This window comes from Streptomyces sp. NPDC051684 (genome assembly GCF_044453445.1).
Taxonomy (GTDB): domain Bacteria; phylum Actinomycetota; class Actinomycetes; order Streptomycetales; family Streptomycetaceae; genus Streptomyces.
Genome location: NZ_JBITCS010000009.1, coordinates 1 through 25,126 on the forward strand (window position 1 = coordinate 1; position 25,126 = coordinate 25,126).

Below are 25,126 nucleotides of genomic sequence, written 5' to 3' on the forward strand. Positions count from 1 at the left end.
ACGCTCCGCGTCGCCTCCCTCCTCCGCCTTGCGATCGCACGCACCAGGCCCCGCTCCCTGATCCGGCCTGATCCAAACGACAAGCCCTAGCCGCTCCGGGGACATGCGTAAGGGGCGAGCACCATGTGTGCTCGCCCCTTACGCATGCCTCTCTAGAGCCGCGCCCGCGTGGCCTCCACGAGACGGACCACGGACGTGTCGGCGACGTCCGCCACCTCGTCGTACGGGAACCAGCGCAGGTCCAGGGACTCGTCGCTGATGGCCTCCGTGGCGTCCGCGGGGGCGAGCGCCGCGTACTGCACGTCCAGGTGTTGGGTGCACGGCCCCGGGATCGGATGCCGGTCCAGGCGGACCGGGCCGCCCGCGAGGAGCGTGAGGCCGGGGATGCCCGACTCCTCGGTCGCCTCGCGCAGGGCCGCCGCCGAGAGCGTCGAGTCGCCCGGCTCGCAGTGCCCGCCCATCTGAAGCCACATCTGCAGCTTCTTGTGGAGCGTCAGCAGCACGCGCCCGCGCGACGGGTCGACAACGAGGGCGCTCGCCGTGATGTGCCCCGCGGTGCAGGGCTTCCACAGGCCGTCGGCGTCGTGCTCCGACAGATGGTCCAGATACGTCTGGCGCAGGTCCGGCTGGTCCTCGTAGCTCTTGAGCACGAGGACCGTGTCGTCGTACAGGCTCACTTGTCGGAGTCGCCCTCGCCCTTGTCGCCCTCGCCGCTGCCGTCCTGGTCCTTCTTCAGGTCCGGCTTCTCGGTGGAGCGGCCGCTCGCCGCCTCGCCGAGCATCTTGTCGATCTCGGAGAAGTCCAGCTGCTCGTCACGGTGCACGAAGCCGTCCGGGTCGTCCAGGTCGGACGCCGTCGGCAGCATGTCCGGGTGCGCCCACAGGCCGTCCCGCCCGTCCACACCGCGCGCGTCCGTGAGCGAGGCCCACAGGCGCGAGGCGTCACGCAGGCGCCGCGGACGCAGCTCCAGGCCGATCAGCGTCGCGAACGTCTGCTCCGCCGGACCACCGGTCGCGCGGCGGCGGCGCAGCGTCTCGCGCAGCGCGTCGGCGGACGACAGACGCGGCTTCGCGGCCGCGTGGACCACCGCGTCGACCCAGCCCTCGACGAGGGCGAGAGCCGTCTCCAGGCGGGCCAGAGCGGCCTTCTGCTCCGGGGAGTCCTCCGGCTGGAACATGCCCTGCTGGAGTGCTTCCTGGATCTGCTCGGGGTTCTGCGGGTCGAACTGGCCGACCACGTCCTCCAGCTTCGAGGTGTCGACCTTGATCCCGCGCGCGTACCCGTCGACCGCGCCGAACAGGTGCGAGCGCAGCCACGGCACGTGCGAGAACAGCCGCTGGTGGGCCGCCTCGCGCAGCGCCAGGTAGAGGCGGACCTCCTCCATGGGGACCCCGAGGTCCTTGCCGTACGACTCGATGTTCAGCGGCAGCAGCGCGGCCTTGCCGGCCGGGGCCAGCGGCAGGCCGATGTCCGTGGACCCGACGACCTCGCCCGCGAGCACGCCGATGGCCTGCCCGATCTGCTGGCCGAACATGGCGCCGCCCATGGAGCGCATCATGCCGATCAGCGGGCCCGCCATGGCCTGCATCTCCTCGGGCAGCACATCGCCCATGGCCATGCCGACGCGCTCGGCGACCGGGTCGACGAGTTCCTTCCACACCGGGAGGGTCGCCTCGACCCACTCGGCGCGGCTCCAGGCCACCGACGAGTGCGCGCCCGAAGGCAGCGACGTCGCGTCGTCCAGCCACAGGTCGGCCAGGCGCACGGCCTCCTCGACCGCGGTGCGCTCGGCGGGGCCCACGCTGGCGTCCTTGACGCCGTCCTGCGTGCCCTGCGAGACCGTCTGGCGGGCGATGTCCTTGGCCATGTCCCAGTTCACCGGGCCGCCCTCGTAGGAGAGCATCTGCCCGAGCTGCTGGAAGGCCGCCCCCAGATCGTTCGGATTCATCGAGCCGAACATGGCCGCGAACGGGTTGTCCCCGCCCTCGCCTCCCGGGCCGCCCGCGCCGGGCAGGCCCGGGAACCCGAATCCGAACGGGCCGGCCGGTCCCTGACCGCCACCGCCCTGCTGGTCCTTCTTCTTGCCCTCGTCGCCGTCTTCCGGCTCCTCCGGCGGAAGGCCGAAACCGAATGGGGTGTCACTCACGGGATTCCTCGGCTGGTTGGGCCGCCGGTTTCTGGGCCCGGCGGCGACTGCCCGACTACACACCCAGCGTAGACACCATGACCGGATCGGGCCTCAGTGCTTCGCCGACGAATGGCCTGCGGCAGGATGGATGCCTCCTGGTACGTACGCGTCATACAGGTACGTACTGAAGACAACCGCTGGAGACGCCCGGTGAGTTCCCCAGATCCGCAGGTTCGCGCAGCGCGAAACCCCGCATCCCGTCCAGCCGTCCGCGGCCCCGTCGTCGCGGTCACCGGTGCCGCGTCCGGCATCGGCGCCCTGCTCACCGAGCGGCTCGCCGCGTCGGACGAGATCAAGCAGGTCCTCGCCATCGACGAGCGGCGCGGCGAGTGCGCATCGGCGACCTGGCACGTCCTGGACGTGCGGGACCCGGCCATCGCCGAGAAGCTGCGTGGCGCCGACGTCGTCGTGCACCTGGCCCTCGACCTCGACCTGGAGTCCGACCCCGCGGCCCGCACCGCGTACAACGTGCGGGGCACCCAGACGGTGCTCACCGCCGCGGCCGCCGCGGGCGTGCACCGCGTCGTCCTGTGTACCTCGACGATGGTCTACGGAGCCCTTGAGGACAACGAGCTCCCGCTCGCCGAGGACGCGGAACTGCGCGCCACCGCGGAGGCGACCGGAGTCGGCGACCTCCTGGAGGTCGAGCGGCTCGCCCGCCGCGCCCCGCGCGCGCATCCCGGCCTGAACGTCACCGTGGTGCGCCCGGCGGTGCTCGTCGGCGGCACGGACACGGCGCTCACCCGGTACTTCGAGTCGCCGCGCCTCCTCGTGGTGGCCGGTTCGCGGCCCGCCTGGCAGTTCTGCCACGTGGACGACCTGTGCAGTGCCCTGGAGCACGCGACCCTGGAGAGGGTCGACGGAGAGCTCGCGGTCGGCTGCGACGGCTGGCTGGAGCAGGAGGAGGTCGAGGAGCTCAGCGGCATCCGGCGCATGGAGCTGCCCTCCGCCGTCGCCCTGGGCGCGGCGGCCCGGCTGCACCGGATCGGCCTGACGCCCTCCCCGGCGGGCGATCTCGCCTACACGATGTACCCGTGGGTGGTCAGCGGGAGCCGGCTGCACGAATCCGGGTGGCGCCCCCAGTGGACCAACGAGGAGGTCCTCGCGGAACTGCTCGAGGAGGTCGCGGGCCGGCGCACGGTGGCGGGCCGGCGCCTCGGCCGCAAGGACGCGACGGCGGCCGGCGCCGCGGGCGCGACCGTGGCTCTGCTGGGCACGGCGGCCGTGGTGCGGCGCGTGCGGAAGGCGCGCCGACGCATCTGACACCAGGCCGTCCGCACGGCGCACCTGTAGGAGGCTCCAACCCGGTACTCGCGCGTGCCGGTCGAAAACGCTATTCACGGTTGTCGGCGGCGTGCGGCACGATGAGGGCATGGCACCCACCCAGCACGAGCACCCCGGCGAGCACGCGGCACAGGACCCCATCAAGCTGCTCGCCGTCCGAGAGACGCCGCTCTCCGTGGACGAGGTCTTCACGGCCGTCGGTGACGACGCCGCGGGAGGAACCGCGCTCTTCGTGGGGACCGTGCGCAACCACGACGGCGGGGCCGACGTGGACAAGCTCGGCTACTCCTGCCATCCGACCGCCGAGGCGGAGATGCGCCGCGTCGCCGAGAAGGTCGTCGCCGAGTACCCCGTGCGCGCACTGGCGGCCGTGCACCGAATCGGCGATCTGACCGTGGGCGATCTCGCGGTCGTCGTCGCCGTGTCCTGTCCGCACCGCGGAGAGGCCTTCGAGGCCTGCCGCAAGCTCATCGACGACCTCAAGCACGAAGTGCCCATTTGGAAGCACCAGACCTTCTCGGACGGGACGGAGGAGTGGGTGGGAGCCTGCTGAGGCTCCAGTTGCGTAACCGCCCCCCTGCGGCGAGCGTTGGGACTGCGGATGGTTAATCTGCTGATACGTCAGTGGCAGTCGCTCAAGGGGTCGGGAGGTCGGCATGGCAGCGCTCCTGTGGCTGCTCATCCCGGTTGTCGCTGCGGTGGCTGCCGGATTCTGGGGCATCTGGGCCGGCCGCCAGCGACACAAGACCGGTGACGTCACGGAACTCAGTGGGTACGCGCGCTTTCGCGAGGCGATGGAGAAGTCGCACCAGGGCACCTGACGGGCCCGGCCCCACAGGTGCGCCGACAGCGTCGTCCCGTACTGTCGTTCCATGCCACGCCGCACTGCGACGATGCTCGCCTCGACCCTGATTCTGATCGCGCTCTTGTGTGCGGGGGTACTCATCAAAGTGCCCTACGCCGAGATGTCGCCGGGACCGACGGTGAACACCCTCGCGGACCACGGCGGCGAACCCGTCATCCAGATCAACGGCCACAAGACGTACGACGCGTCGGGCCACCTGAACATGACGACGGTCCGGGTCACCAGCGCCGACTACAACATGAACCTGGTGTCGGCCGTCTACGGATGGCTCGCGCACGACAGCATCGTGGTGCCGCACGAGACGCTCTACCCGGACGGCCAGACCGAACAGCAGTCCTCGCAGCAGAACGCCGAGGAGTTCAGTCAGTCCCAGGAGAGCGCCAAGGTGGCGGCGTTGCAGGAGCTGGGCATCCCCGTGAAGTCCTGGGTGATCGTCTCCAGCGTCGTCAAGGACAGCCCGGCCCAGGGTCGGCTGCACGCCGGTGACGTCATCAAGTCCGTCGACGGCACCAAGGTCACCAAGCCCGCCGACGTCGCCAAGCTCGTCACCAAGCACAAGCCCGGCGAGAACGTCGTCTTCACGGTCGTGCCCGTCAAGGAGGCGGCCGCCGCCGAGAAGGCCGGCAAGGAAGCGACCCGCACTCAGAACGTGACGATCAAGACGGAGAAGGCCGAGGACGACCGCGCGATCGTCGGCATCCAGGCGGGGACCGACCACACCTTCCCGTTCGAGATCGACATCAAGCTCGCCGACGTGGGCGGTCCGAGCGCGGGCCTGATGTTCTCCCTCGGCATCGTCGACAAGCTCACCTCGGACGACCTGACGGGCGGCAAGTTCGTGGCCGGCACCGGCACGATCGACGACGACGGCAAGGTCGGCCCCATCGGCGGCATCGGCATGAAGACCGTCGGCGCGCGCGACAAGGGCGCCCAGTACTTCCTGACGCCGAAGGACAACTGCGCCACCGCGGCCAAGGACACCCCGGACGGACTGACGCTGGTCAAGGTGAACACCCTGGACGACGCGATGGACGCCCTGAAGGACATCCGCAGCGGCAACACGGCCGACCTGACCACGTGCACGGCCAAGGGCTGAGCGAGCGCAAACACCGCACTACGTAGAGGGGCGCCACCGGTCGGATCCGGTGGCGCCCCTCTACGTAGACGTGCGAAAGCTCAATCGGCGAACGTCACCGACAGGGCCTCCGCGAGACCCGGTACGAGGTTCGAGCCCGTGAGGACCTCGGTGGTCGCGTCCTTCTCGCGCAGCCGCAGCGCCGAGTCGCGGGTGCCGTCGCGCAGCACGCCGACCGTCATGCGGACCTCCTGGCGGTCCGGGTGCTCGGAGACCCACTTCGTGAGCTTCTTGCCGCTCAGGCCCTCCGGGACGGACGCCTCCGCGGACGGCGGCAGCATGAGGCGCTCGACCGTCAGCGCGCAGCCCACGACGGCGTCGGGCCACGCGATGGTGCCGAGGAACTCGTCCAGCGGCTTTCCGGCAGGAATCTCGTCCTGCTCGATCGGAGTGAGGCCGGGGGCCTCCTGCTCGCCCTCGAGCCCGAGCTGGGCGGCGAGAGCGGGTTCCTGGGCGCGCAGCGCGGCCGTGTCGACGAGGGCGAAGAGGCGAGCGGGCTGGTCCCAGCCAAGCCCGGCGGCGTACTCGTCGATCTCGAGTACGGCTCGGGTGAGGGGGCTCGCTGCCATGGGAGTGTTGGACATGGTCACAATCCTGCCTCGTTCCTGCCCCGAACCGGGAACTGAGTAAAGCGTGAGTAAGTTGCATAGGTGATGGGTCCGCGATCTCGGGGCCCGACCGACCGACCGATCGAATACCGAACTTCGAGGTGCACACCTTGGCTTTCCAGATGCCGGACCGCGGCGGGGGCCCGACGGGACCGCGGATCAGAGTCGGCCGACCCTCCCGGCGTGCCCGGACGCTGTTGTTGACGCTGGGCGTCCTGGCCGTGCTCGGCATGGCCTTCGTCATGTTCGCCGGATTCTGGACCGATTGGCTCTGGTACCGCTCGGTCAAGTTCTCGTCCGTCTTTACGACCCAACTGTGGACGAAGATCGGGCTCTTCTTCGTCTTCGGACTGCTGATGGCGCTCGCCGTCGGCGTCAACGTGTGGCTGGCGCATCGGCTGCGCCCGCCGCTGAGCGCCATGTCGATGGAGCAGCAGAGCCTCGATCGCTACCGGATGGGCATCGCGCCCTTCAAGCGATGGCTGCTCGTCGGCGTCACCGCCCTTGTGGGCCTGATCGCGGGAGCCTCGGCCGCCAGCCAGTGGCGTACGTGGCTGATGTTCGTGAACGGCGTGCCGTTCAACCAGAAGGACCCGCAGTTCCACATGGACGTGTCCTTCTACGCGTTCGATCTGCCCTGGTACCGCTTCCTGCTCGGCTTCGGGTTCGCGGCGGCCGTCATCGGCCTGGTGGCCGCGGCGCTGACGCACTACCTGTACGGCGGGCTGCGGATCACCAGCCCGGGCGCGCGTGCCACGGCCGCGGCGACGGGGCACCTCTCCGTCCTGCTGGGCGTGTTCGTGGCCCTGAAGGCGGTCGCGTACTGGCTCGACCGGTACGGGCTCGCGGTGAAGCAGAGCGACTTCAAGGCGACGGACAACTGGACGGGCCTGAGGTACGTCGACGCGAACGCGTATCTGCCGGCGAAGACGATCCTGTTCTGCATCGCCGTCATCTGCGCGATCCTCTTCTTCGCGACCCTGTGGCGGCGCACCTGGCAGCTGCCGGTCATCGGCTTCGGCCTCATGGTGCTCTCGGCGATCCTGATCGGCGGCCTGTACCCGGCCATCGTCCAGAAGTTCCAGGTCCAGCCGAACGAGCAGTCCAAGGAAGCCCCGTACATCAAGAAGAACATCGAGGCGACCCGTAAGGCGTACGGCATCGACGGTGCCAAGCCCGTGGACTACAAGGGCAAGGGTTCGGACGACGCCAAGAAGCAGCGCACGGAGTCCGACTCGGCGGCGAGCTACCGGCTCAACGACCCGAACATCGTGTCGCCCACCTTCCAGCAGCTCGAGCAGCAGCGGAAGTACTACCAGTTCCCGACGACCCTGGACGTGGACCGCTACAACGGCCAGGACACCGTGGTCGGCCTGCGCGAGCTGAACCTCAGCAAGCTCGACAAGCGCAACTGGATCAACGACCACTTCGTCTACACGCACGGCTACGGCGCCGTGACGGCGAAGGGGACGGAGACCTCCGGGGGCGCCCCGCAGTTCACCGAGTCGGGCCTGCCGACCACCGGCAAGCTCGGCAACTACAACCAGCGCATCTACTACGGCGAGAAGACCTCGCAGTACTCGATCGTCGGCGGTCCGCAGAAGGAACTGGACTACGAGCAGGACGACGGCACCCAGAAGACGACCAGCTACAAGGACAAGGGCGGCGTCAATCTGGCGAACCCGCTCAACCGCGCCGCGTACGCCGTCGCCTTCAGTGAGCCGCAGATCCTCTACTCGGGGGCCATCGGTGACGGCTCGCGGATCCTCTACAACCGCACTCCCAAGGAGCGCGTCGAGGCCGTCGCGCCGTGGCTGACGATCGACGGAGACCCGTATCCGACGGTCGTGAACGGCAAGATCAAGTGGGTCATCGACGCCTACACGACGTCGAACGGCTATCCCTACGCGTCCCGTACGACGCTGGGCGACAGCACCGCCGACTCGCTCAACGAGGCGGACAGCCAGCGCGCCGTGGTGGCCCAGCAGAACCAGGTCAACTACATCCGCAACTCGGTGAAGGCGACCGTCGACGCGGGCACGGGCGAGGTCAAGCTCTACACGTGGGACGACAAGGACCCGGTCCTGAAGACCTGGAAGAAGGCGTTCCCCGGCACGGTCGAGGACAAGAGCGCGATCCCGGCCTCCCTGAAGGAGCACCTGCGCTACCCGCAGGACATGTTCAAGGTCCAGCGTGAGCTGCTGAGCCTCTACCACGTGACGAACTCGAACCAGTTCTACAACGCGTCCGACGCGTGGCAGGTGCCGAACGACCCGACCAAGAAGGACAACAGCGCGGTCCCGCCGTACTACCTGTCCATGAAGATGCCGGGTCAGACCAGCCAGCAGTTCTCGCTGACGACGACGTTCACGCCGAGCGGCCGGCCCAACCTGAGAGCGTTCATGGCGGTCGACGCCGACGCGACCAGTAAGGACTACGGCGCCATAAGGCTCCTCAGAGTCACCGAGGACAAGGTCGCGGGACCCGAGCAGGTGCAGAACACGCTCAACTCCTCGAACACCGTGGCCAACTGGGTGCGCGACATGAAGGGTGCCGACTCGACGGTCCTGTACGGCAATCTGCTGACGGTGCCGCTCGACAAGGGCTTCCTCTACGTAGAACCGATCTACGCCCAGGGCCGCAATGCCGAGTACCCACTCATGCGCAAGGTCGCCGTCTCGTACGGCAACAAGATGGGGTTCGCGGACTCGTTGTCCGAGGCGCTCAACCAGGCCTTCGACGTGCAGGGGGATACGACGCCGGCCGAGCCGGAGAAGCCTGGCGGGGACACGAGCGAGACGCCGGAGAACTCGACGGTGAAGGAAGCGCTCGCGGACGCGGACGAGGCCTTCAAGGACGGCCAGAAGGCCCTGAAGGACAACGACTGGACCGCCTACGGCGAGGCCCAGGACCGGCTGCAGGAGGCCCTGCAGCGCGCCGAGGACGCCCAGAACAAGGCGGACAAGGCGGCAGGGGACAACAAGAACGACAAGGGCAGCGACAACAAGGAGGCGGCCGGCGGCTGACTGGTCGGGTGATCCCTCCGCGCCGTGGTACGGTTTCTGCACAACGGCGCGGGGTGGAGCAGCTCGGTAGCTCGCTGGGCTCATAACCCAGAGGTCGCAGGTTCAAATCCTGTCCCCGCTACTGATATCGAAGGCTCGGAAGCTAAGGCTTCCGGGCCTTCGGTGCGTCGGGGCCCCCTCCGTCATGAGTCCCTGGCATGTGCGAAGCATGTGCGAACGATGCTCCCCTCGGGGGGAGTTCAGGAATCCGTGTTTCACTTGTCTCCCTGTGGGCATGTCGACAAAACGCTGAAGTGACCTCACTGGCTGCGGTATACGAGGTGTACCCAGGTTGCAGGTGGTGCGACGATGGACGTTATGGGGGACAAGGCAACTCTGTTGGAGACAGGGCGGTTTGTGCAGCCGACGGATCGGGACGAACCCGGCGAGGCTGCGGAAGAAGCACGCCAGCGGCTGGCCGCGGAGGCCGGCGACGTCGAGGCGATGAGCGTCCTCGGCGCCATGCTGCTGCGCCGCGGAGATCTCGACGGAGCCGAGCCCCTCCTTCGTGCTGCCACCGGCGCCGGTGACCGGGCCGCGGCCAACAACCTCGGAGTCCTGCTCCACACACGCGGCTACGCGGACGAGGCCGCCGGATGGTGGCGCGTCGCGGCCGTCGCGGGCTCCGCGCCCGCCGCGCACGCCCTGGGCCGGCACTTCCGCGAGCGCGGCGACGAGCCCGCCGCCGAATACTGGCTGCGCCAGGCCGCCGAGCACGGCCACACCCTGGGCGCGTACGCGCTCGCCGATCTTCTGGAGCACCGCAGCGACGTCGGCGCCGAGCGCTGGATGCGGGTCGCCGCGGAGCGCGGCCACCGTGAGGCCGCGTACCGGCTCGCCCGCGCGCTCGACCGGAAAGGCGGTACCGACGTGCTCGTCTCCGGGGACGGCGGCAACCCGGCGGAAGAGGCCGAGCAGTGGTACCGGCAGGCCTCCGCGCGCGGGCACCGGCGGGCCGCGCTGCACCTCGGTTCGATCCTGGAGAAGCGCGGTGAGCTGAAGGAAGCCGGGCGCTGGTACCTGACGTCCGCCAAGGACGGGGAGGCGCGCGCCGCGTGCGCCCTCGCGTTCCTGTTGCGCGACGCGGGCGACGAGGAGAGCGCCGCCGTGTGGTGGCTGCGGGCCGCCCAGGACGGCGACGGCAATGCGGCGAACGCGCTGGGCGCCCTGCACGCCGAGCGAGGCGAGACGCAGACCGCCGAGCGCTGGTACCGCGCGGCCATGGACGCGGGCGACAACAACGGCGCGTACAACCTCGGCCTGCTCTGCGCCGAGCAGCAGCGCACCGCGCAGGCCGAGGGCTGGTACCGGCGCGCTGCCTACGCGGGGCACCGCGAGGCGGCCAACGCGCTGGCGGTGCTGCTCCTGCAGAACGGGGACGCGGTCGGCGCCGAGCCCTGGTTCTCCAAGGCGGCGGAGGCCGGCAGCGTCGACGCGGCGTTCAACCTGGGGATCCTGTACGCGAGTCGGGACGACGAGGCGGCGGCGCTGCAGTGGTACGAGCGCGCCGCGGCCGGCGGGCACACGGAGGCCGCGCTGCAGGCCGGGATCGCGCGGCAGCGCGAGGGCGACGAGCCGGCCGCCGAGCGGCACCTGCGGTGTGCGGCCGGGGGTGGCAGCGGAGAGGCCGCGTACCGGCTCGCCTCGCTGCTCGATGTGCGGCGCCCGCCTGCCGTCCGGCACGAGCTGGGGGAGCCCGTCACCGAGAAGAGCGAGTGCGAGGAGTGGTACGAGCGGGCCGCCGAGCACGGGCACCGGCGCGCGCAGGTGCGGGTCGGGATGCTGGCCGCCGCGCGGGGCGATGTGGTGGAGGCCGCGCGGTGGTACCGCGAGGCCGCGGAGGCCGGGTCGCGCAACGGGGCGTTCAACCTGGGGCTGCTGCTCGCCCGGGAGGGCAGCGAGCCGGAGGCGGCCCTGTGGTGGACGCGGGCGGCCGATGTGGGGCACGGGCGCGCGGCGCTCCGGCTCGCGCTGCTGTGCGCGCGGCGCGGTGATCTCGCCGAGGGGCAGAAGTGGGCGTCCCGGGCGGTCGAGCTCGGTCCCGCGGAGGTGGCGGAGCGGGCGGGGCGGCTGCGGGACGCGCTGCGGCAGGAGCTGTCGGCGTAGCCACGACGGTGATCGCCCATGGGATTTGCGCTGGTCGGGCGGCGTACCGTAAAGTTGTGAACACAACGGCGCGGGGTGGAGCAGCTCGGTAGCTCGCTGGGCTCATAACCCAGAGGTCGCAGGTTCAAATCCTGTCCCCGCTACTGAAAGTCCTGAGGCCCGGATCCCCTGTGGATCCGGGCCTCAGGCGTTTTCGCGGGTGTTCTCAGGGCTTCCCGGGCGTTCTCAAGACTTGTGGCCGACCGCCTCCTCGTACAGCTTCCTGTTCACCGTCTTCGACTCGGGCAGCGGATCGCCCTCGGAGACGCCGGCCGCCTTGTAGGCCGCTTGCAGCCGGTCGGTCGTGCCGGAGCGGATCTCCCAGTCCATCCGCAGCGAAGGCGTCTCCTCCAGGACCTTCTTGTCCGTCTTCAGGAGGCGCGCCAGCTCGGCGACGAACGCGGGGTCCTTCTTGTAGTCGCCCTGGAAGTACGTGTTCACCGTGCGGATGTAGGCGCGCAGCAGTGCGACGCCCGCGTCCGGGTCCTTGCTGAGCAGGTTCGGGCCGAACAGCATCCCGCCGAGGGGCTCACCCTGCGGCTGGCCGCCGAGGAACGCGTAGCGCTTGTCGCCGTCGACCTTGCGCCAGATCGGGTCGAGGAGCCAGGCCGAGTCGACGCCGCCGTTCTGCAACCCGGTCAGCACGTCCGCCGAGCCGAGCTGCTGGAACTGGATCTTGTCGAGCCCGCCGCCGTGCTCCTTCAGGGCGATGTTCATCGGATACGAGGCGACCGAGCCCTTGCCGATCAGCGTGCCCATCTTCTTGCCCGACATCCGGACCCGGTCCGCGCTCTGCCCCTTCTTGAGGCGTACCCACAGGCCACTCTTGGACTTGGGGTCGGGGGAAAAGTTGCCGGACACCCACTTGATGTCGAAGCCGCCGAGGATGCCGTTCATGACCGCGGCCTCAGGGGCGGCCCACTGGGCGTCGATGTCGCCCTTGGCGAGGAGGGGGAGGGCGTCGGGCGTGGGGAGGACCTTCAGTTTCACATCGAGGCCCTCCTTCTTGAACTCGCCCTTCTTGACGGCCATTTCGAGCGGGGCCACGTACTCGGCGCTGAGCGTGCCCGTCGCGATTGTCAGCTTGCGGGGCTTGCTCAGCTTCTGCGGGGTGGGCGCGCCCTTGTCGCAGCGGGCCGGCTCGCGGTCGGCGGAGCGGTCCGCCGGATCGGTCCAGGAGCCCTTGCCGCAGCCCGCGACCGCCTTGATAGCGCGGGGCTTGGCCGCGGTGTCCGACGACGTGTCGTTCTTCGCGCAGGACGTCGCGCCGAGCAGCAGGGCGCCGACCGTGAGCAGGGTCGTACCCAGGTATGTCGTACGTACGTATCTGGTGCGCATGGAGCCTCCGTACAAGAATGCCGATGCCGAGGTCAGGACTGGCCGCGACCGCGGTCGCGTGGGGCCCAGGGGGTGAGGAACCGGCCCGCGAGGCGGACCAGTTCGGAGAAGAGGACACCGAGGGCGGCGACGCAGACGATGCCGACGAACATCACGTCGTTCTGGAAGAGGGCGCGGGCGTCGAAGATCAGATGGCCGAGGCCGTCGTTCGCGGCGATCTGCTCCGAGGCGACGATGACCAGGACCGCGACGCCCGCCGCGATGCGCGCGCCGACCAGGACGGCGGGGAGCGAGGCGGGGAGGAGGACGTGACGGAACATCTGCCACGCTGAGGCGCCGAAGACCTGGCCGGCGTCCCGGTGGCCGGTGGGGACCGAGATGACCGCCGCCATCGTCGAGATCCACACGAAGAAGAAGACCGTCGCCGCGACGAGCGCGATCTGCGGGCCCTCGCCGAGGCCGAACATGTTGAGGAAGATCGGGAGGAGGGCGAGTTTCGGCACGACGTAGAGGGCGTCGAGGAGGGGTTCGAGTGCCGCGCGGACCAGGGAGATCGAGCCCATGAGGAGGCCGAGGAGGTAGCCCGACACCGTGCCGATGACGTACCCGGCGAGGACGCGCTTCAGGGTGGCCCAGACGTCCGGCCACAGTTCGCCGTCGGCCGCGCGCTGCCAGCCGTCGGCGAGGATCGTGGACGGGGCCGGGTAGATCCGCTCGTCGATCCAGGACTGGGAGGCCGCGAGCTGCCAGAGCAGGATCAGGACCACGGGGACCGCGACCGCGAGGGAGAGTTCGAGGGCGCGGCGCCTGCGCCGGGCGCGGGTGGGGTGGAGTTCCTCGGGGCCGGGAGCGCGGACCAGCAGGTCGTCGGTGGCTTTGGTCGAGGTGAGCGCACTCATGCCGGGACCGCCTCCTGGTGCACCTCGCCGCGCAGCAGGTCCCACAACTCGCCCTTGAGGGAGGTGAATTCGGGGGTGTCACGGATGTCGCCGGAGCGCGGACGTTCGAACGGCGGTTTGCGCTCCGCGATCACGCGGCCCGGGCGGGCCGACATCACCAGGACCCGGTCGCCGAGGACGATGGCCTCCTCCAGGCTGTGCGTGATGAAGAGCGTGGTGGTCCGCGTCGTCTGCGTGAGCGCAAGCAGCTCGTCCTGGAGGATCGTGCGGAGCTGGGCATCGAGGGCCGCGAAGGGCTCGTCCATGAGGAGGATCTCCGGCTCCACCGCCAGTGCCCGCGCGATGGCGACGCGCTGGCGCATGCCGCCGGAGAGGGCGGACGGGTAGGCGTCGGCGAAGTCGGCGAGGCCCATCCGGGCGAGCCAGTCGCGGGCGCGGGTGTTCGCCTCCTTGCGCGGGACCTTCTGGATGTCGAGGCCGAAGCGGACGTTGGCCAGGACGGTCTTCCAGTCGTAGATCCCGTAGTCCTGGAAGATCATGGCCGCCGGGCGGGGGCTGGTGGTGCGGATCTCCAGGGTGCCGCCGGAGGGGCGGGTGAGGCCCGCGGCGATGCGGAGCAGGGTGGACTTTCCGCAGCCCGAGGGGCCGACCACGCAGACGAACTCGCCGGGGGTGACCGTCAGGTCGAGCGGTCCGAGGGCGTGCGTGCTGCCGAAAGTCCTGGTGAGTGCGCGGGCTTGGAGCTTGGGATGCATGGGCCCTCCGGGGTGCGGCGGATTCTCGTGGGCGACCGCGAGAATATGACGACCCGTCAGATTGCGGAAGGGGGTGCGTGGTTGGCACATACATGGAGGGGGTGGGTGGGCGGCGGTGTGGCAGTCGGTGATCGCGCGACGGCCGGTGGTCGCACAGCAAAAGGGCCCGCACCTCGCGGTGCGGGCCTTGCGGAGCGGTCGACTGGAGGGTGGGGCTACGCCTTCGCGGCGCAGCTCGGGCACAGTCCCCGGTAGGTGACCTCGACGTCCGAGATCGTGAAGCCGAAGCGCTCGTCGGACGGCAGCGCCGTCAGCGGGTTGCCCGTCGGGTGGACGTCGCGGATCTGGCCGCACAGGTCGCAGACCAGGTGCTGGTGCGGGCGGTGCGCGTTCGGGTCGTAGCGCTTGGCGCGCTTGTCCGTCGCGACCTCGATCACCTCGCCGAGCGAGACCATCTCGCCGAGTGTGTTGTAAACGGTGGCCCGTGAGATCTCCGGCAGCTTCGCGGTCGCGCGCGCATGCACCTCGTCGGCGGTGAGGTGTACGTGGTCCCCGTCGAGAACCTCGGCCACGACGCGCCGCTGCGCGGTCATCCGCCAGCCGCGTCCGCGCAGCCGTTCCAACAGGTCACTCATAAGGACCAGCCTAACAGTCAGGGGGCCTTGGCCCCGATTGGATGTGACTTTGGAGCTTTCCTTGACTTAGACATTGTCCATTGTAGGATCAGGCTCGGCTATAGCCAAGCGACAGGACGACTCGGGAAGGGCACCCAATGTCCGAGAAGAACGAAGAATTTGTCACGGACCCCAACGCGGAGGCGGGCGGTTGTCCGGTCGCGCACGGCCGAGCCGCGCACCCGACGCAGGGTGGCGGCAACCGGCAGTGGTGGCCCGAGAGCCTCAATCTCAAGATCCTTGCGAAGAACCCGGCCGTGGCGAACCCGCTGGGTGAGGAGTTCGACTACGCCGAGGCGTTCAACTCCCTGGACCTCCCGGCGGTGAAGCGCGACATCGCCGAGGTCCTGACCACCTCCAAGGACTGGTGGCCCGCCGACTTCGGTCACTACGGCCCGCTGATGATCCGTATGGCCTGGCACTCCGCCGGTACGTACCGGATCAGCGACGGCCGCGGCGGTGCGGGTGCGGGTCAGCAGCGCTTCGCCCCGCTCAACAGCTGGCCGGACAACGGCAACCTGGACAAGGCCCGCCGCCTGCTGTGGCCCGTGAAGAAGAAGTACGGCCAGAACATCTCCTGGGCCGACCTCCTGATCCTCACCGGCAACGTCGCCCTGGAGACCATGGGCTTCGAGACCTTCGGCTTCGCCGGCGGTCGCGAGGACGTGTGGGAGCCGGACGAGGACGTCTACTGGGGCCCCGAGCAGATCTGGCTCGACGACAAGCGCTACACGGGCGACCGTGACCTGGAGGACCCGCTCGGCGCGGTCCAGATGGGTCTCATCTACGTCAACCCCGAGGGCCCCAACGGCAACCCGGACCCGATCGCCGCGGCCCGCGACATCCGTGAGACGTTCCGCCGCATGGCGATGAACGACGAGGAGACCGTCGCCCTCATCGCCGGTGGCCACACGTTCGGCAAGACGCACGGCGCGGGCGACGCAGACCTGGTCGGCGCCGAGCCCGAGGGCGCGCCGATGGCGCAGATGGGCCTCGGCTGGAAGTCCGGCCACGGCTCCGGCAAGGGCCGCGACGCCATTACCTCCGGCCTCGAGGTGACCTGGACCGAGACGCCCACCCAGTGGAGCAACTACTTCTTCAAGAACCTCTTCGAGTACGAGTACGAGCTCACGCAGTCGCCGGCCGGCGCCAACCAGTGGGTGGCGAAGAACGCCGAGGCGATCATCCCGGACCCCGAGGACTCCTCGGTCAAGCGTCTGCCCACGATGCTCACCACGGACCTCTCGCTGAAGTTCGACCCGATCTACGAGCCGATCTCGCGGCGCTTCTACGAGAACCCCGAGGAATTCGCGGACGCGTTCGCCCGTGCCTGGTACAAGCTGACGCACCGTGACCTGGGTCCGGTCGTCCGCTACCTCGGCCCGGAGGTCCCCTCCGAGGAGCTGCTCTGGCAGGACCCGCTGCCGGCGCGCGAGGGGGAGCCCATCGACGCCTCCGACGTCGCGGCGCTCAAGCAGCAGATTCTCGCCTCGGACCTCACGGTCCCGCAGCTGGTGTCCGCCGCGTGGGCCTCGGCCTCCTCCTTCCGCGGCGGCGACAAGCGCGGCGGCGCCAACGGTGCCCGGATCCGCCTCGAGCCGCAGCGCGGCTGGGAGGTCAACGACCCGGAGAGCCTCGCCCAGGTGCTCCGCGTCCTCGAGGGCATCCAGGAGTCCTTCAACTCCGGCGCCAAGAAGGTCTCCCTGGCCGACCTGATCGTGCTCGCGGGCTCCGCGGCCGTCGAGCAGGCCGCCAAGGACGGCGGCGTCGAGGTCGAGGTGGCGTTCACGCCGGGCCGTGTCGACGCCTCGCAGGAGCAGACGGACGTCGAGTCCTTCTCCGCCCTGGAGCCGAAGGCCGACGGCTTCCGCAACTACGTGGGCAAGGGCAACCGACTCCCGGCGGAGTTCCTGCTCACCGACAAGGCGAACCTGCTGACCCTGAGCGCGCCCGAGATGACCGTCCTCGTCGGCGGCCTGCGCACCATCGGGATCAACGCGGGCGGATCGAAGCACGGCGTCCTGACCGACCGTCCGGGCGTCCTGAGCAACGACTTCTTCGTCAACATCACCGACATCGACACCCAGTGGAAGTCGACGACGAAGGCGCAGGACGAGTTCGAGGGCACCGACGCCTCGGGTCAGGTCAAGTGGACCGGCACCCGTGCCGACCTGGTCTTCGGCGCCAACTCCGAGCTGCGCGCGCTCGCCGAGGTGTACGCGAGCGACGACGCCAAGGAGAAGTTCGTGAAGGACTTCGCCGCGGCGTGGGCCAAGGTCATGGACCTGGACCGGTTCGACGTGCGCTGAGTGCGTCTCTTGAGTGCGTGAGCACTTGAGTGAGTGAGTGAAGAGGGCCGGTTCCCTGCGGGGGCCGGCCCTCTTCGTCGTATCCGCGGCTACGCGGGGAGTGGTGCGTGGTCGCGCCGGGCCGGGGCCCAGCGGCGGATGATGTCGCGGACCGACACGATGCCGACCGGCTCCTGTCCTTCGAGGACGATGAGATGCCGGAAGCCGCCGTGCGCCATGGCGGCGGCGGCCTCGTCCACGGTCCACGACGGGGCGGCGAAGACGACGTCCGTCGTGGTGTGGGCGCCTGCGGTCTCCAGGTCCGGATTCTGGTTCTGGCCCAGGGCGTTGAGGATGTCGCGCTCGGTCAGGATCCCGATGCCGCAGCCGTCCGGGTCGAGGACGACGGCGGCGCCGATGTGGCGCGCGGACATCAGCCGGGCCGCCTGGCGCAGGGTGTGGTTGGGGCCGATGGTGAGGACCATCGTGCTCATGGCGTCACGGACGAGCATGGATGGAGCCACCTTCCTGTGTGAGGCACTCGTGGCACCGGTCCCGTGCGGTACGAGAAACGGTTCACAAGTTCACAAGTGGGGGGACTCTCAGAGTTGCAGGTAAAGGGAGTGTCAACAAGGGGGCGCGGGAGGCGAGTTCAGGCGCACGGGTGGCTCAACCCGTGGTGCGCGAGTGGCTCACCCCACCGCGTGCGGGTCGTTCACACCGAGGCGCGCAGGTAACTCAGCAGCTGGTCGTGGAGCAGGCCGTTCGAGGCCGCCGCGTTGCCGCTGTGCGGGCCCGGGCGTCCGTCGAGCCCGGTGTAGCTGCCGCCCGCCTCGGACACGACGATCGCGGGCGCCGCCATGTCCCACAGGGAGAGCTCCGGTTCGGCGCACATGTCGATCGAGCCCTCGGCGACCATCATGTACGGCCAGAAGTCGCCGTATCCGCGCGTGCGCCACACGGCGCGCGACAGGTCGAGGAACCCGTCGAGCCTGCCCTGCTCCTCCCAGCCGGTCAGCGAGGAGTACGCGAACGAGGCGTCCTCCAGGCGGCCCACCTTCGAGGCGTGGATGCGCGACGCGGAGGTCAGGCTGCGGCCCGTGTACGCGCCCGCTCCCTTCGCCGCCCACCAACGACGCTGCAGCGCGGGGGCGGAGACGACGCCGACGACCGGCTGGTAGCCGCCCTCGCCCGCCTCCATGAGGGAGATCAGCGTCGCCCAGACCGGGACGCCGCGCACGTAGTTCTTGGTCCCGTCGATCGGGTCGATGACCCAGCGGCGCGGGCCCGTGCCCTGAATCCCGTACTCCTCGCCCAAGATCGCGTCCCGCGGTCGCGCCCGTTGGAGGTTGCCGCGGATCAGCTCCTCGGCGGCCTTGTCCGCCTCGCTCACCGGAGTCATGTCCGGCTTGGTCTCCACCTTCAGGTCGAGCGCCTTGAACCGGTCCATCGTCGCGGCATCGGCGACGTCCGCGAGGACGTGGGCGAGCCGCAGATCATCTTGGTAGTCGGGCATGAGTGAACAGTATCGATCGTGGTACGCCGACTGCTACAGGGACCGATCCGACGGCAGGCCCGGTGTGCTCGGCGGGAGGCCTTGACACTGCGTACGGGCGCGTCAACTCTGGCCACACAGGCCTTACGAAACCCGGCGAACCGGGGAGGCGACGATGCCTGCAGCGCGGGAATCCCTATTGGACGCGGCCTACACGGCGCTCGCGCGGCGACCGTGGGGCGGCGTGCGGATGGTCGACGTGGCGGCGGTCGCCGGGGTCTCCCGGCAGACCCTCTACAACGAGTTCGGCAGCAAGGAGGGGCTTGCGCGGGCCCTCGTGCGGCGGGAGGCCGACGCGTATCTCGCGGGCGTGGACCGGGCGTTGAAGGAGGGCGGGCTCGATTCCGTGGCAGAGTGGACCGTCGCCAGCGCGCGGCGCAATCCGCTGGTGCGGGCCGTGCTCACCGGATGCTGGAGCGAGCGGTTGCCGTCGCCGACGTTGTCCGCCGTGCCGTCCTCGTCGTCCGTGCCGGCGCAGCGGCGGGCGGACGGGCCGTTGCCGGGGCCCGGTGACTTCGTGGCCTCGGTGCGGGATCGGAGTGTGGCCGCGCTCGGGGTGCCGGGGGTGGGCAAGAGCGAGGCGGAGGCGCTGGCGCGGGACTGTGAGGTCGCGGTGCGGTTGGCGTTGTCGTGCGTGTTGGCTCCGCCGGTTGGTGAGGGGGGTACGGGGCGGCTCGTCCGCGAGACCCTGAACCGGCCGCGCGGCGCGACCTGACCCCTGGCCGGGTCTCGTCGTCGCTCTGTTGCGCGGCACCGTGGGCCGCCTTGCCCACCCTGCCGCCCAAGGCGGGGTGGCGGTCGGCCGTCTTGGGTGGGGAGCCGTGGTGGCGGCAGGTTGCCGGCCGCGAGGTGCGGCGCCCAGTGGGGCCGATGCCCCTGCAGGGGGCGGGTGGGCAGTTCAAGCCTCTGCGGCGATTGAGCAGCGGGGTCCGGGGCGGAGCCCCGTGGTGTGAGGCGGAGGGGCGCGTCACGGCGCGCCCCCGTGGCCGGTGAACCCCCGGCAGGGGCTAGGGCCTGTCGTTTGGATCAGGCCGGGCTCGCGGGGCCTGGCACGCACGCTCGCGGCGTTGTCGTCGGTCGACGACGCTCCGCGTCGCCTCCCTCCTCCGCCTTGCGGTCGCACGCACCAGGCCCCGCTCCCTGATCCGGCCTGATCCAAACGACAAGCCCTAGTGGGCCGAACCCGAGAGTTGCAGGCCGATCACGCCCGCGATGACCAGGCTGATCGAGACGACCTTGAGGACCGAGACCACGTCGCCGAGGAAGATCATGCCGTAGATCGCCGTGCCGGCCGCCCCGATACCCGTCCACACCGCATACGCGGGCCCCACATCGAGCTTCTTCAGGGACAACGTGAGAAGCCCGAAACTGCCGAGTGCGAACGCGGCGAACGCGACCGTGGGCCACAGTCGCGTAAAGCCGTGCGAGAGCTTCAGGCAGACGGCGAAGCCGGTCTCCAGGATCCCCGCGACGATGACCAGCAGCCACGCCATGTCCTTGTGCCTCCCGCGTTCCACTGATCTCGTACGGCTTACGAGTTCGACGATCTTGCGTCCGGCTTGGTGCGATTATGCCCTTACCGAGGCGGCACGGCAGTAAACAAGGCTCAGCTCAGTCGCCCTCGCGCCGCTCGCGCGTAGCGAGCAGCCGCCGCAGCGAGTACAGCCGGGCCGGATCCGCGTTCCCCTCCGCCACGTAGACGTCCAGCGCACAGTCCGGCTCGTCGTGGCTGCACGCGCGCGGGCAGTTCTCCGTGCCCGGCTCCAGGTCGGGGAAGGCGTGGATGACGCGCGACGGGTCGACGTGGTGCAGGCCGAAGGAGCGCACGCCGGGTGTGTCGATGACCCAGCCCGCGTCCCCGGACAGGGGCAGCGCGAGGGCCGATGTCGTGGTGTGCCGGCCGCGGCCCGTCACCGCGTTGACATGCCCTGTCGTACGCCGCTGATCGTCCGGCACCAGCGCGTTGACCAGCGTCGTCTTTCCGACGCCGGAGTGCCCGACGAACGCCGTGACCTTCCCGTCGAGCTGCTCGCGCACCCGCTCCACGGCCGTGCCGTCCTCCAGCTCCGCGCGGCTGGTGACGACGTACGGGATGTCGAGCGCCCCGTACAGCTCCAGCATCTTGTCCGGCGGGGCCAGGTCCGACTTCGTCAGGACGAGGAGCGGTTCGAGGCCGCCGTCGAACGCCGCCACCAGACAGCGGTCGATCATGCGCGGACGCGGCTCGGGGTCGGCGAGCGCGGTGACGATGGCCAGCTGGTCGGCGTTGGCGACGACCACCCGCTCGTACGGATCGTCGTCGTCCGCGGTGCGGCGCAGCACGGAGCTGCGTCCCTCGATGCGGACGATGCGCGCAAGGGTGTCCTTCTTGCCGGACAGATCGCCGACGACGGAGACCCGGTCGCCCACGACCGCCGCCTTGCGCCCCAGTTCACGGGCCTTCATGGCGGTCACGGCGACGTCGTCGATGAGGACGGTGAGCCGCCCGCGGTCGACGGTGAGGACCATGCCCTCGGCCGCGTCCTCGTGCTTGGGACGGATGTTGGAACGCGGCCGGTTGCCCTTGCGGTTCGGGCGCTGGCGGATGTCGTCCTCGTCGGTGTGCTTGCCGTAGCGGCGCATCGCGGTGTGCCCCTACGCCCGGTCGGTCCCGAGCATCGCGGCCCACATGTCGGGGAAGTCCGGCAGCGTCTTCGCGGTGGTCGCCACGTTCTCGATCTGCACGCCGTCGACCGCGAGGCCGATGATCGCGCCCGCGGTGGCCATGCGGTGGTCGTCGTACGTGTGGAAGATCCCGCCGTGCAGCCTGCGGGGGCGGATGTGCAGACCGTCGGCGGTCTCCGTCACATCACCGCCCAGCTCGTTGATCTCCTTGGTGAGGGCGGCGAGGCGGTCCGTCTCGTGCAGTCGCAGGTGGGCGACGCCGCGCAGGGTGGACGGGGAGTCGGCCAGGGCGGCCACCGCGGCGATGCCGGGGGTCAGCTCGCCGACCTCGCTCAGGTCGACGTCGATGCCGTGCACGCTGCCGGAGCCGGTGAACTCGAGCCCGCGCTCGGTCAGTTCACAGCCGCCGCCCATCTGCGTGAAGATGTCGCGCAGCGCGTCGCCGGGCTGCGTGGTGTGCTCCGGCCAGTCCGGGATCGTCACCTTGCCGCCGGTGATCAGGGCCGCGGCCAGGAACGGCTGGGCGTTCGAGAGGTCCGGCTCGATGGTGATGTCCCGGCCGAGCAGGGCGCCGGGCGTGACCCGCCACACGTTCGGCTCGCCGCCCGACTCCGGGGTGTCGACCTGGGCACCGACCGCGCGCAGCATGTCGACCGTCATCCGGATGTGCGGCATCGAGGGCAGCGCCGAACCGACGTGCCGGACCTCGACGCCCTGGTTGAAGCGCGGCCCCGACAGCAGCAGGGCGCTCACGAACTGGGAGGACGACGAGGCGTCGATCTCGACCGGGCCGCCCTCCAGGGCGCCCCCGCCGTGCACGGTGAGCGGCAGCGCGCCGCGCCCCTCGTCGTCGATCCGGGCGCCGAGCGCGCGCAGCGCGTCGATCACGCCGTGCAGCGGACGCTCGTACGAACGGGGGTCGCCGTCGAAGCGGATCGGGCCGTCGGCGAGCGAGGCGACCGGCGGCAGGAAGCGCATCACGGTGCCCGCGTTGCCGACGTCGACCGTGGCCGGGCCCTGGAGGCCGGACGGGATGACGCGCCAGGCCTCACCGGACCCGTCGGGGCCCACGCCTTCCTCGATGCCCACGCCCATCTCGCGCAGCGCGGCCGCCATCAGCAGCGTGTCGCGGGAGCGCAGCGGGCGGCGCAGCCAGCCCGGCTCCGCGGCGAGCGCGGCGAGCACGAGCGCCCGGTTGGTGACGGATTTGGACCCCGGCACCTGAACAGTCGCGTCGACGGCTCCGCTCGCGAGAGGGGCGGGCCAGAGGGCGGTGTGGGCCGGGTTCGTGGTCATGCCCCAACTCTAGTCGGCCCTCGGGAAGGCACCTGCTCACAGCCCCAGCAGCCAGCGGCCCCCGCCGATCAGTGAGCACAGCGAGACGGCGTGGAAGAAAAACAGCCACATGCCCGCGGGGACATGCGTGAGGCGCGAGAGCTGATCCGCGTCGGAGTCACCCGCTCCGCCCCTGCGGCGCTTGCGCTGGAGCTCGAAGGCGGGACGTACGCCGCCGAGCAGCAGGAACCAGACGACGGTGTACGCGAAGGCGGCCTGCACCTGCGGCCCCGCGAGCCAGGAGACGAGGACGAAGGCGCCGCCGGTGATCACCACGGTCAGCGCCCCGTACGCGTTCCGGATCATCACCAGCATCACCACGAGCAGCGCCGTGGCCAGCCACAGCAGCAGCGTGATGCGCCCGTCGGAGAGCAGCGCCGCGCCGCCGAGGCCGAGCAGCGGCGGGGCCGTGTACCCGGCGGCCGCGGTCAGGACCATGCCGAGCCCGGTCGGCTTGCCCCGGCTGACGGTCAGGCCGCTGGTGTCGGAGTGCAGCCGGATGCCGTCGAGCTTGCGGCCCATGACGAGCGCGATCAGGCCGTGACCGCCCTCGTGGGCGATCGTGATGGCGTTACGGGTCAGCCGCCAGACGGCGTGCGGGACGATCGCGGCGAGCGCGACGACGGCTGTGGCGATCGTCACCCACTGGTCGGGGTCGGACTGGGTTCCGAAGATCCGGTCCCAGAGGCTGGAGTCCATGGGTGGAGGCTGCTCCCGTTCGGGTTCGGTGGCGGGTCGGCATCTGGCACTGTGGCACGTATGTGCGGACGTTATGCATCGAGTCGCAGGCCCGAGGATCTCGCAGGAATCTTTGAGATCGAGAAGTGGGAGCCGGAGGAGGCCTATGAGGCCGACTTCAACGTGGCTCCCACCAAGGAGGTCTACGCGGTTCTCGACCGCCCGGTGAAAGACGCCGACGACCGCCGTCCGGTTCGCCAGCTGCGCAAGCTCAAGTGGGGGCTGGTGCCGTCGTGGTCCAAGACCCCGGAGGGCGGCGCCCGCATGATCAACGCGCGGGCCGAGACCGTGGACGAGAAGCCCTCGTACCGCCGGGCCTTCACCACGCGGCGCTGCATCCTGCCCGCCGACGGCTATTACGAGTGGGTGACCGCGGCCTCCGAGCGCGACCTGGAGGTCGAGGGCAAGAAGAAGCGGCCCCGCAAGCAGCCGTACTTCGTGACGCCCGCGGACGGCTCGGTCTTCGCGATGGCGGGGCTCTACGAGTTCTGGCACGACCGCACGCTCCCGGACGAGCATCCGCTGGCGTGGTGGGTGACGTGTTCCGTGATCACCACGGAGGCGGAGACCGCTCCGCTCGGTGTCGCGCCGGAGGACGGGCCGCGCACGCTCTCCGACATCCATCCCCGGATGCCGTTGATGCTGACGCCGGACCGGTGGGACGACTGGCTGGATCCGGCGCGTACGGACGTCGAGGACCTCCGTACGCTCCTCGCCCCTCCTCCGGAGGGGCTGATGCGGGCGTATCCCGTGTCCACGGCGGTGAGCAATGTGCGCAACAACGGGCCTGAGCTGTTGAAGGAGCTGGAGGGGCCGGAAGAGGGCACGCTCTTCTGATGTGTGCGGTCGACCGGGGTTGACGTCTCGGGGCTCTGCCCCGGACCCCGCGCCTCAATCGCGGGCGGGGCTTGATTTGGCCGATCGGCGCCGGGGCACCATGGCCGGGTGACACGAAGCGAAATCATTGCCACCGAAACCGGCGACGCCCGCATCACCTGGCACTCCGCCAAGAATCCGACGCTCACGCTCGGCGTCAGTCACGGTGCCGGGGGCGGTATCGAGGCCCGTGATCTCGTGGCGCTCGCCGGCGTCCTGCCCGCCCACGGAGTGACCGTCGCGCTCGTCGAGCAGCCCTGGCGCGTCGCGGGGAAGAAGCTCGCGCCCGCGCCGAAGACGCTGGACAAGGGGTGGCGGGACATCTGGCCCGCCCTGGCGAAGCCGGGCCTCCCGGTCATCGCCGGAGGCCGCAGCGCGGGCGCCCGCGTCGCCTGCCGCACCGCGGGCGAGCTCGGGGCCGCCGCCGTCCTCGCGCTCAGCTTCCCGCTGCACCCGCCGGGCAAGCCGGAGAAGTCCCGCGCCGACGAACTCCTCGGCGCGGACGTGCCCACCCTCGTCGTGCAGGGCGGCAACGACCCGTTCGGCAAGCCCGCGGAGTTCCCCGAGGGCGGCACGTACGAGCTCACCGAAGTCCCCTACGGGGACCATGGCTTCGCGGTGCCGAAGCGCGCCGACATCACCCAGGACGAGGCCCTCGACGTCATCACCGGGGCCGTCGCGAAGTGGACCCGGTCACTCGTCTAGCGGCCGGGA

General features: G+C 70.2%; 23 protein-coding genes and 2 tRNA genes. 12 read left to right on the forward strand and 13 right to left on the reverse strand.

The genetic code is table 11. The annotated features are described in order from the left end of the window. Positions 1-152 precede the first annotated feature (152 nt). Both ACIA8D_RS13120 and ACIA8D_RS13125 read right to left on the reverse strand, forming a co-directional pair. The gene (locus tag ACIA8D_RS13120) at positions 153-677 is read right to left on the reverse strand and encodes an NUDIX hydrolase (protein ID WP_399231531.1); all 525 of its coding nucleotides are present in this window, start codon (positions 675-677) and stop codon (positions 153-155) included. Further along, the gene (locus tag ACIA8D_RS13125; protein ID WP_399231533.1) at positions 674-2,146 is read right to left on the reverse strand and encodes a zinc-dependent metalloprotease; all 1,473 of its coding nucleotides are present in this window, start codon (positions 2,144-2,146) and stop codon (positions 674-676) included. Before ACIA8D_RS13125 ends, ACIA8D_RS13120 begins: the two co-directional genes overlap by 4 nt. A gap of 192 nt (positions 2,147-2,338) precedes the next feature. Between ACIA8D_RS13125 and ACIA8D_RS13130 the strand changes: the two genes are divergently transcribed. The 4 genes from ACIA8D_RS13130 to ACIA8D_RS13145 all read left to right on the forward strand — a co-directional run bounded on the left by ACIA8D_RS13130 (position 2,339) and on the right by ACIA8D_RS13145 (position 5,433). Continuing rightward, entirely contained in the window at positions 2,339-3,451 is a 1,113-nt protein-coding gene (locus ACIA8D_RS13130; RefSeq protein ID WP_399231534.1) for an SDR family oxidoreductase, read from the forward strand. 109 nt (positions 3,452-3,560) lie between these two features. Then, positions 3,561-4,025, forward strand: a complete 465-nt coding sequence (locus ACIA8D_RS13135) for a molybdenum cofactor biosynthesis protein MoaE (protein WP_399231536.1) — start codon at positions 3,561-3,563, stop codon at positions 4,023-4,025. Between the two features lie 103 nt (positions 4,026-4,128). Beyond that, entirely contained in the window at positions 4,129-4,293 is a 165-nt protein-coding gene (locus ACIA8D_RS13140) for a hypothetical protein (protein WP_266713872.1), read from the forward strand. Positions 4,294-4,344: 51 nt separating this feature from the next. Continuing rightward, the gene (locus ACIA8D_RS13145) at positions 4,345-5,433 is read left to right on the forward strand and encodes a PDZ domain-containing protein (RefSeq protein WP_399231538.1); all 1,089 of its coding nucleotides are present in this window, start codon (positions 4,345-4,347) and stop codon (positions 5,431-5,433) included. An 80-nt stretch (positions 5,434-5,513) separates the two neighbouring features. Here the strand turns inward: ACIA8D_RS13145 and ACIA8D_RS13150 are convergent, their stop codons facing one another. Next, a complete protein-coding gene (locus ACIA8D_RS13150) occupies positions 5,514-6,056 on the reverse strand; it encodes a PPA1309 family protein (RefSeq protein WP_399231540.1) in 543 nt (180 codons plus the stop codon). A gap of 146 nt (positions 6,057-6,202) precedes the next feature. Between ACIA8D_RS13150 and ACIA8D_RS13155 the strand changes: the two genes are divergently transcribed. The 4 genes from ACIA8D_RS13155 (at position 6,203) to ACIA8D_RS13170 (ending at position 11,394) form a co-directional block, all read left to right on the forward strand. Then, positions 6,203-9,106, forward strand: a complete 2,904-nt coding sequence (locus tag ACIA8D_RS13155) for a UPF0182 family protein (RefSeq protein ID WP_399231861.1) — start codon at positions 6,203-6,205, stop codon at positions 9,104-9,106. Between the two features lie 47 nt (positions 9,107-9,153). Next, a tRNA-Met gene (locus ACIA8D_RS13160) sits at positions 9,154-9,227 on the forward strand. A 227-nt stretch (positions 9,228-9,454) separates the two neighbouring features. Continuing rightward, positions 9,455-11,251, forward strand: coding sequence for a tetratricopeptide repeat protein (locus tag ACIA8D_RS13165; RefSeq protein WP_399231542.1), 1,797 nt, complete (start codon positions 9,455-9,457; stop codon positions 11,249-11,251). 69 nt (positions 11,252-11,320) lie between these two features. Continuing rightward, positions 11,321-11,394: transfer RNA gene (locus ACIA8D_RS13170), tRNA-Met, on the forward strand. An 82-nt stretch (positions 11,395-11,476) separates the two neighbouring features. On the opposite strand, the gene ACIA8D_RS13175 is transcribed toward ACIA8D_RS13170, so the two are convergent. From ACIA8D_RS13175 to ACIA8D_RS13190, 4 genes are all read right to left on the reverse strand, one after another. Continuing rightward, on the reverse strand, positions 11,477-12,628 hold the full coding sequence (locus ACIA8D_RS13175) for an ABC transporter substrate-binding protein (protein ID WP_399231544.1): 1,152 nt from the start codon (positions 12,626-12,628) through the stop codon (positions 11,477-11,479). A gap of 32 nt (positions 12,629-12,660) precedes the next feature. Further along, positions 12,661-13,527 (reverse strand): ABC transporter permease, encoded by an 867-nt coding sequence (locus ACIA8D_RS13180; protein WP_399231546.1) that lies wholly within the window; start codon positions 13,525-13,527, stop codon positions 12,661-12,663. Then, positions 13,524-14,282: an ABC transporter ATP-binding protein gene (locus ACIA8D_RS13185; protein ID WP_399231548.1), complete on the reverse strand. Its 759-nt coding sequence runs from the start codon at positions 14,280-14,282 to the stop codon at positions 13,524-13,526. The genes ACIA8D_RS13180 and ACIA8D_RS13185 overlap by 4 nt, the downstream gene beginning before the upstream one ends. 215 nt (positions 14,283-14,497) lie before the next feature. Beyond that, positions 14,498-14,917 carry a Fur family transcriptional regulator gene (locus ACIA8D_RS13190; protein WP_399231550.1) on the reverse strand — a complete coding sequence of 140 codons (420 nt, stop codon included), beginning with the start codon at positions 14,915-14,917 and terminating at the stop codon, positions 14,498-14,500. 137 nt (positions 14,918-15,054) lie between these two features. Here ACIA8D_RS13190 and katG point away from each other — a divergent pair, with 137 nt between their 5' ends. After that, positions 15,055-17,265, forward strand: a complete 2,211-nt coding sequence (gene katG / locus ACIA8D_RS13195; RefSeq protein ID WP_399231552.1) for a catalase/peroxidase HPI — start codon at positions 15,055-15,057, stop codon at positions 17,263-17,265. An 89-nt stretch (positions 17,266-17,354) separates the two neighbouring features. Here katG and ACIA8D_RS13200 read toward each other — a convergent pair whose 3' ends face one another. Then, positions 17,355-17,756 (reverse strand): cyclic nucleotide-binding/CBS domain-containing protein, encoded by a 402-nt coding sequence (locus tag ACIA8D_RS13200; RefSeq protein WP_399231554.1) that lies wholly within the window; start codon positions 17,754-17,756, stop codon positions 17,355-17,357. A gap of 203 nt (positions 17,757-17,959) precedes the next feature. Further along, complete coding sequence (hisN, locus tag ACIA8D_RS13205) at positions 17,960-18,760, reverse strand: histidinol-phosphatase (protein ID WP_399231556.1); 801 nt, start codon at positions 18,758-18,760, stop codon at positions 17,960-17,962. Positions 18,761-18,914: 154 nt separating this feature from the next. Here hisN and ACIA8D_RS13210 point away from each other — a divergent pair, with 154 nt between their 5' ends. Then, positions 18,915-19,514, forward strand: coding sequence for a TetR/AcrR family transcriptional regulator (locus ACIA8D_RS13210; RefSeq protein WP_399231558.1), 600 nt, complete (start codon positions 18,915-18,917; stop codon positions 19,512-19,514). Positions 19,515-19,968: 454 nt separating this feature from the next. Here ACIA8D_RS13210 and ACIA8D_RS13215 read toward each other — a convergent pair whose 3' ends face one another. The 4 genes from ACIA8D_RS13215 to ACIA8D_RS13230 all read right to left on the reverse strand — a co-directional run bounded on the left by ACIA8D_RS13215 (position 19,969) and on the right by ACIA8D_RS13230 (position 23,497). Then, positions 19,969-20,292: a multidrug efflux SMR transporter gene (locus ACIA8D_RS13215; protein WP_306323389.1), complete on the reverse strand. Its 324-nt coding sequence runs from the start codon at positions 20,290-20,292 to the stop codon at positions 19,969-19,971. 118 nt (positions 20,293-20,410) lie between these two features. Beyond that, positions 20,411-21,421 carry a ribosome small subunit-dependent GTPase A gene (gene rsgA / locus ACIA8D_RS13220; RefSeq protein ID WP_399231559.1) on the reverse strand — a complete coding sequence of 337 codons (1,011 nt, stop codon included), beginning with the start codon at positions 21,419-21,421 and terminating at the stop codon, positions 20,411-20,413. Between the two features lie 12 nt (positions 21,422-21,433). Next, entirely contained in the window at positions 21,434-22,759 is a 1,326-nt protein-coding gene (aroA, locus tag ACIA8D_RS13225; RefSeq protein WP_399231561.1) for a 3-phosphoshikimate 1-carboxyvinyltransferase, read from the reverse strand. Positions 22,760-22,795: 36 nt separating this feature from the next. Next, entirely contained in the window at positions 22,796-23,497 is a 702-nt protein-coding gene (locus tag ACIA8D_RS13230) for a M50 family metallopeptidase (RefSeq protein WP_399231563.1), read from the reverse strand. Between the two features lie 60 nt (positions 23,498-23,557). Between ACIA8D_RS13230 and ACIA8D_RS13235 the strand changes: the two genes are divergently transcribed. Continuing rightward, the gene (locus ACIA8D_RS13235) at positions 23,558-24,373 is read left to right on the forward strand and encodes an SOS response-associated peptidase (protein WP_399231565.1); all 816 of its coding nucleotides are present in this window, start codon (positions 23,558-23,560) and stop codon (positions 24,371-24,373) included. A 108-nt stretch (positions 24,374-24,481) separates the two neighbouring features. Next, positions 24,482-25,117, forward strand: coding sequence for an alpha/beta family hydrolase (locus ACIA8D_RS13240; RefSeq protein ID WP_399231567.1), 636 nt, complete (start codon positions 24,482-24,484; stop codon positions 25,115-25,117). The last annotated feature ends 9 nt before the right edge of the window (positions 25,118-25,126 follow it).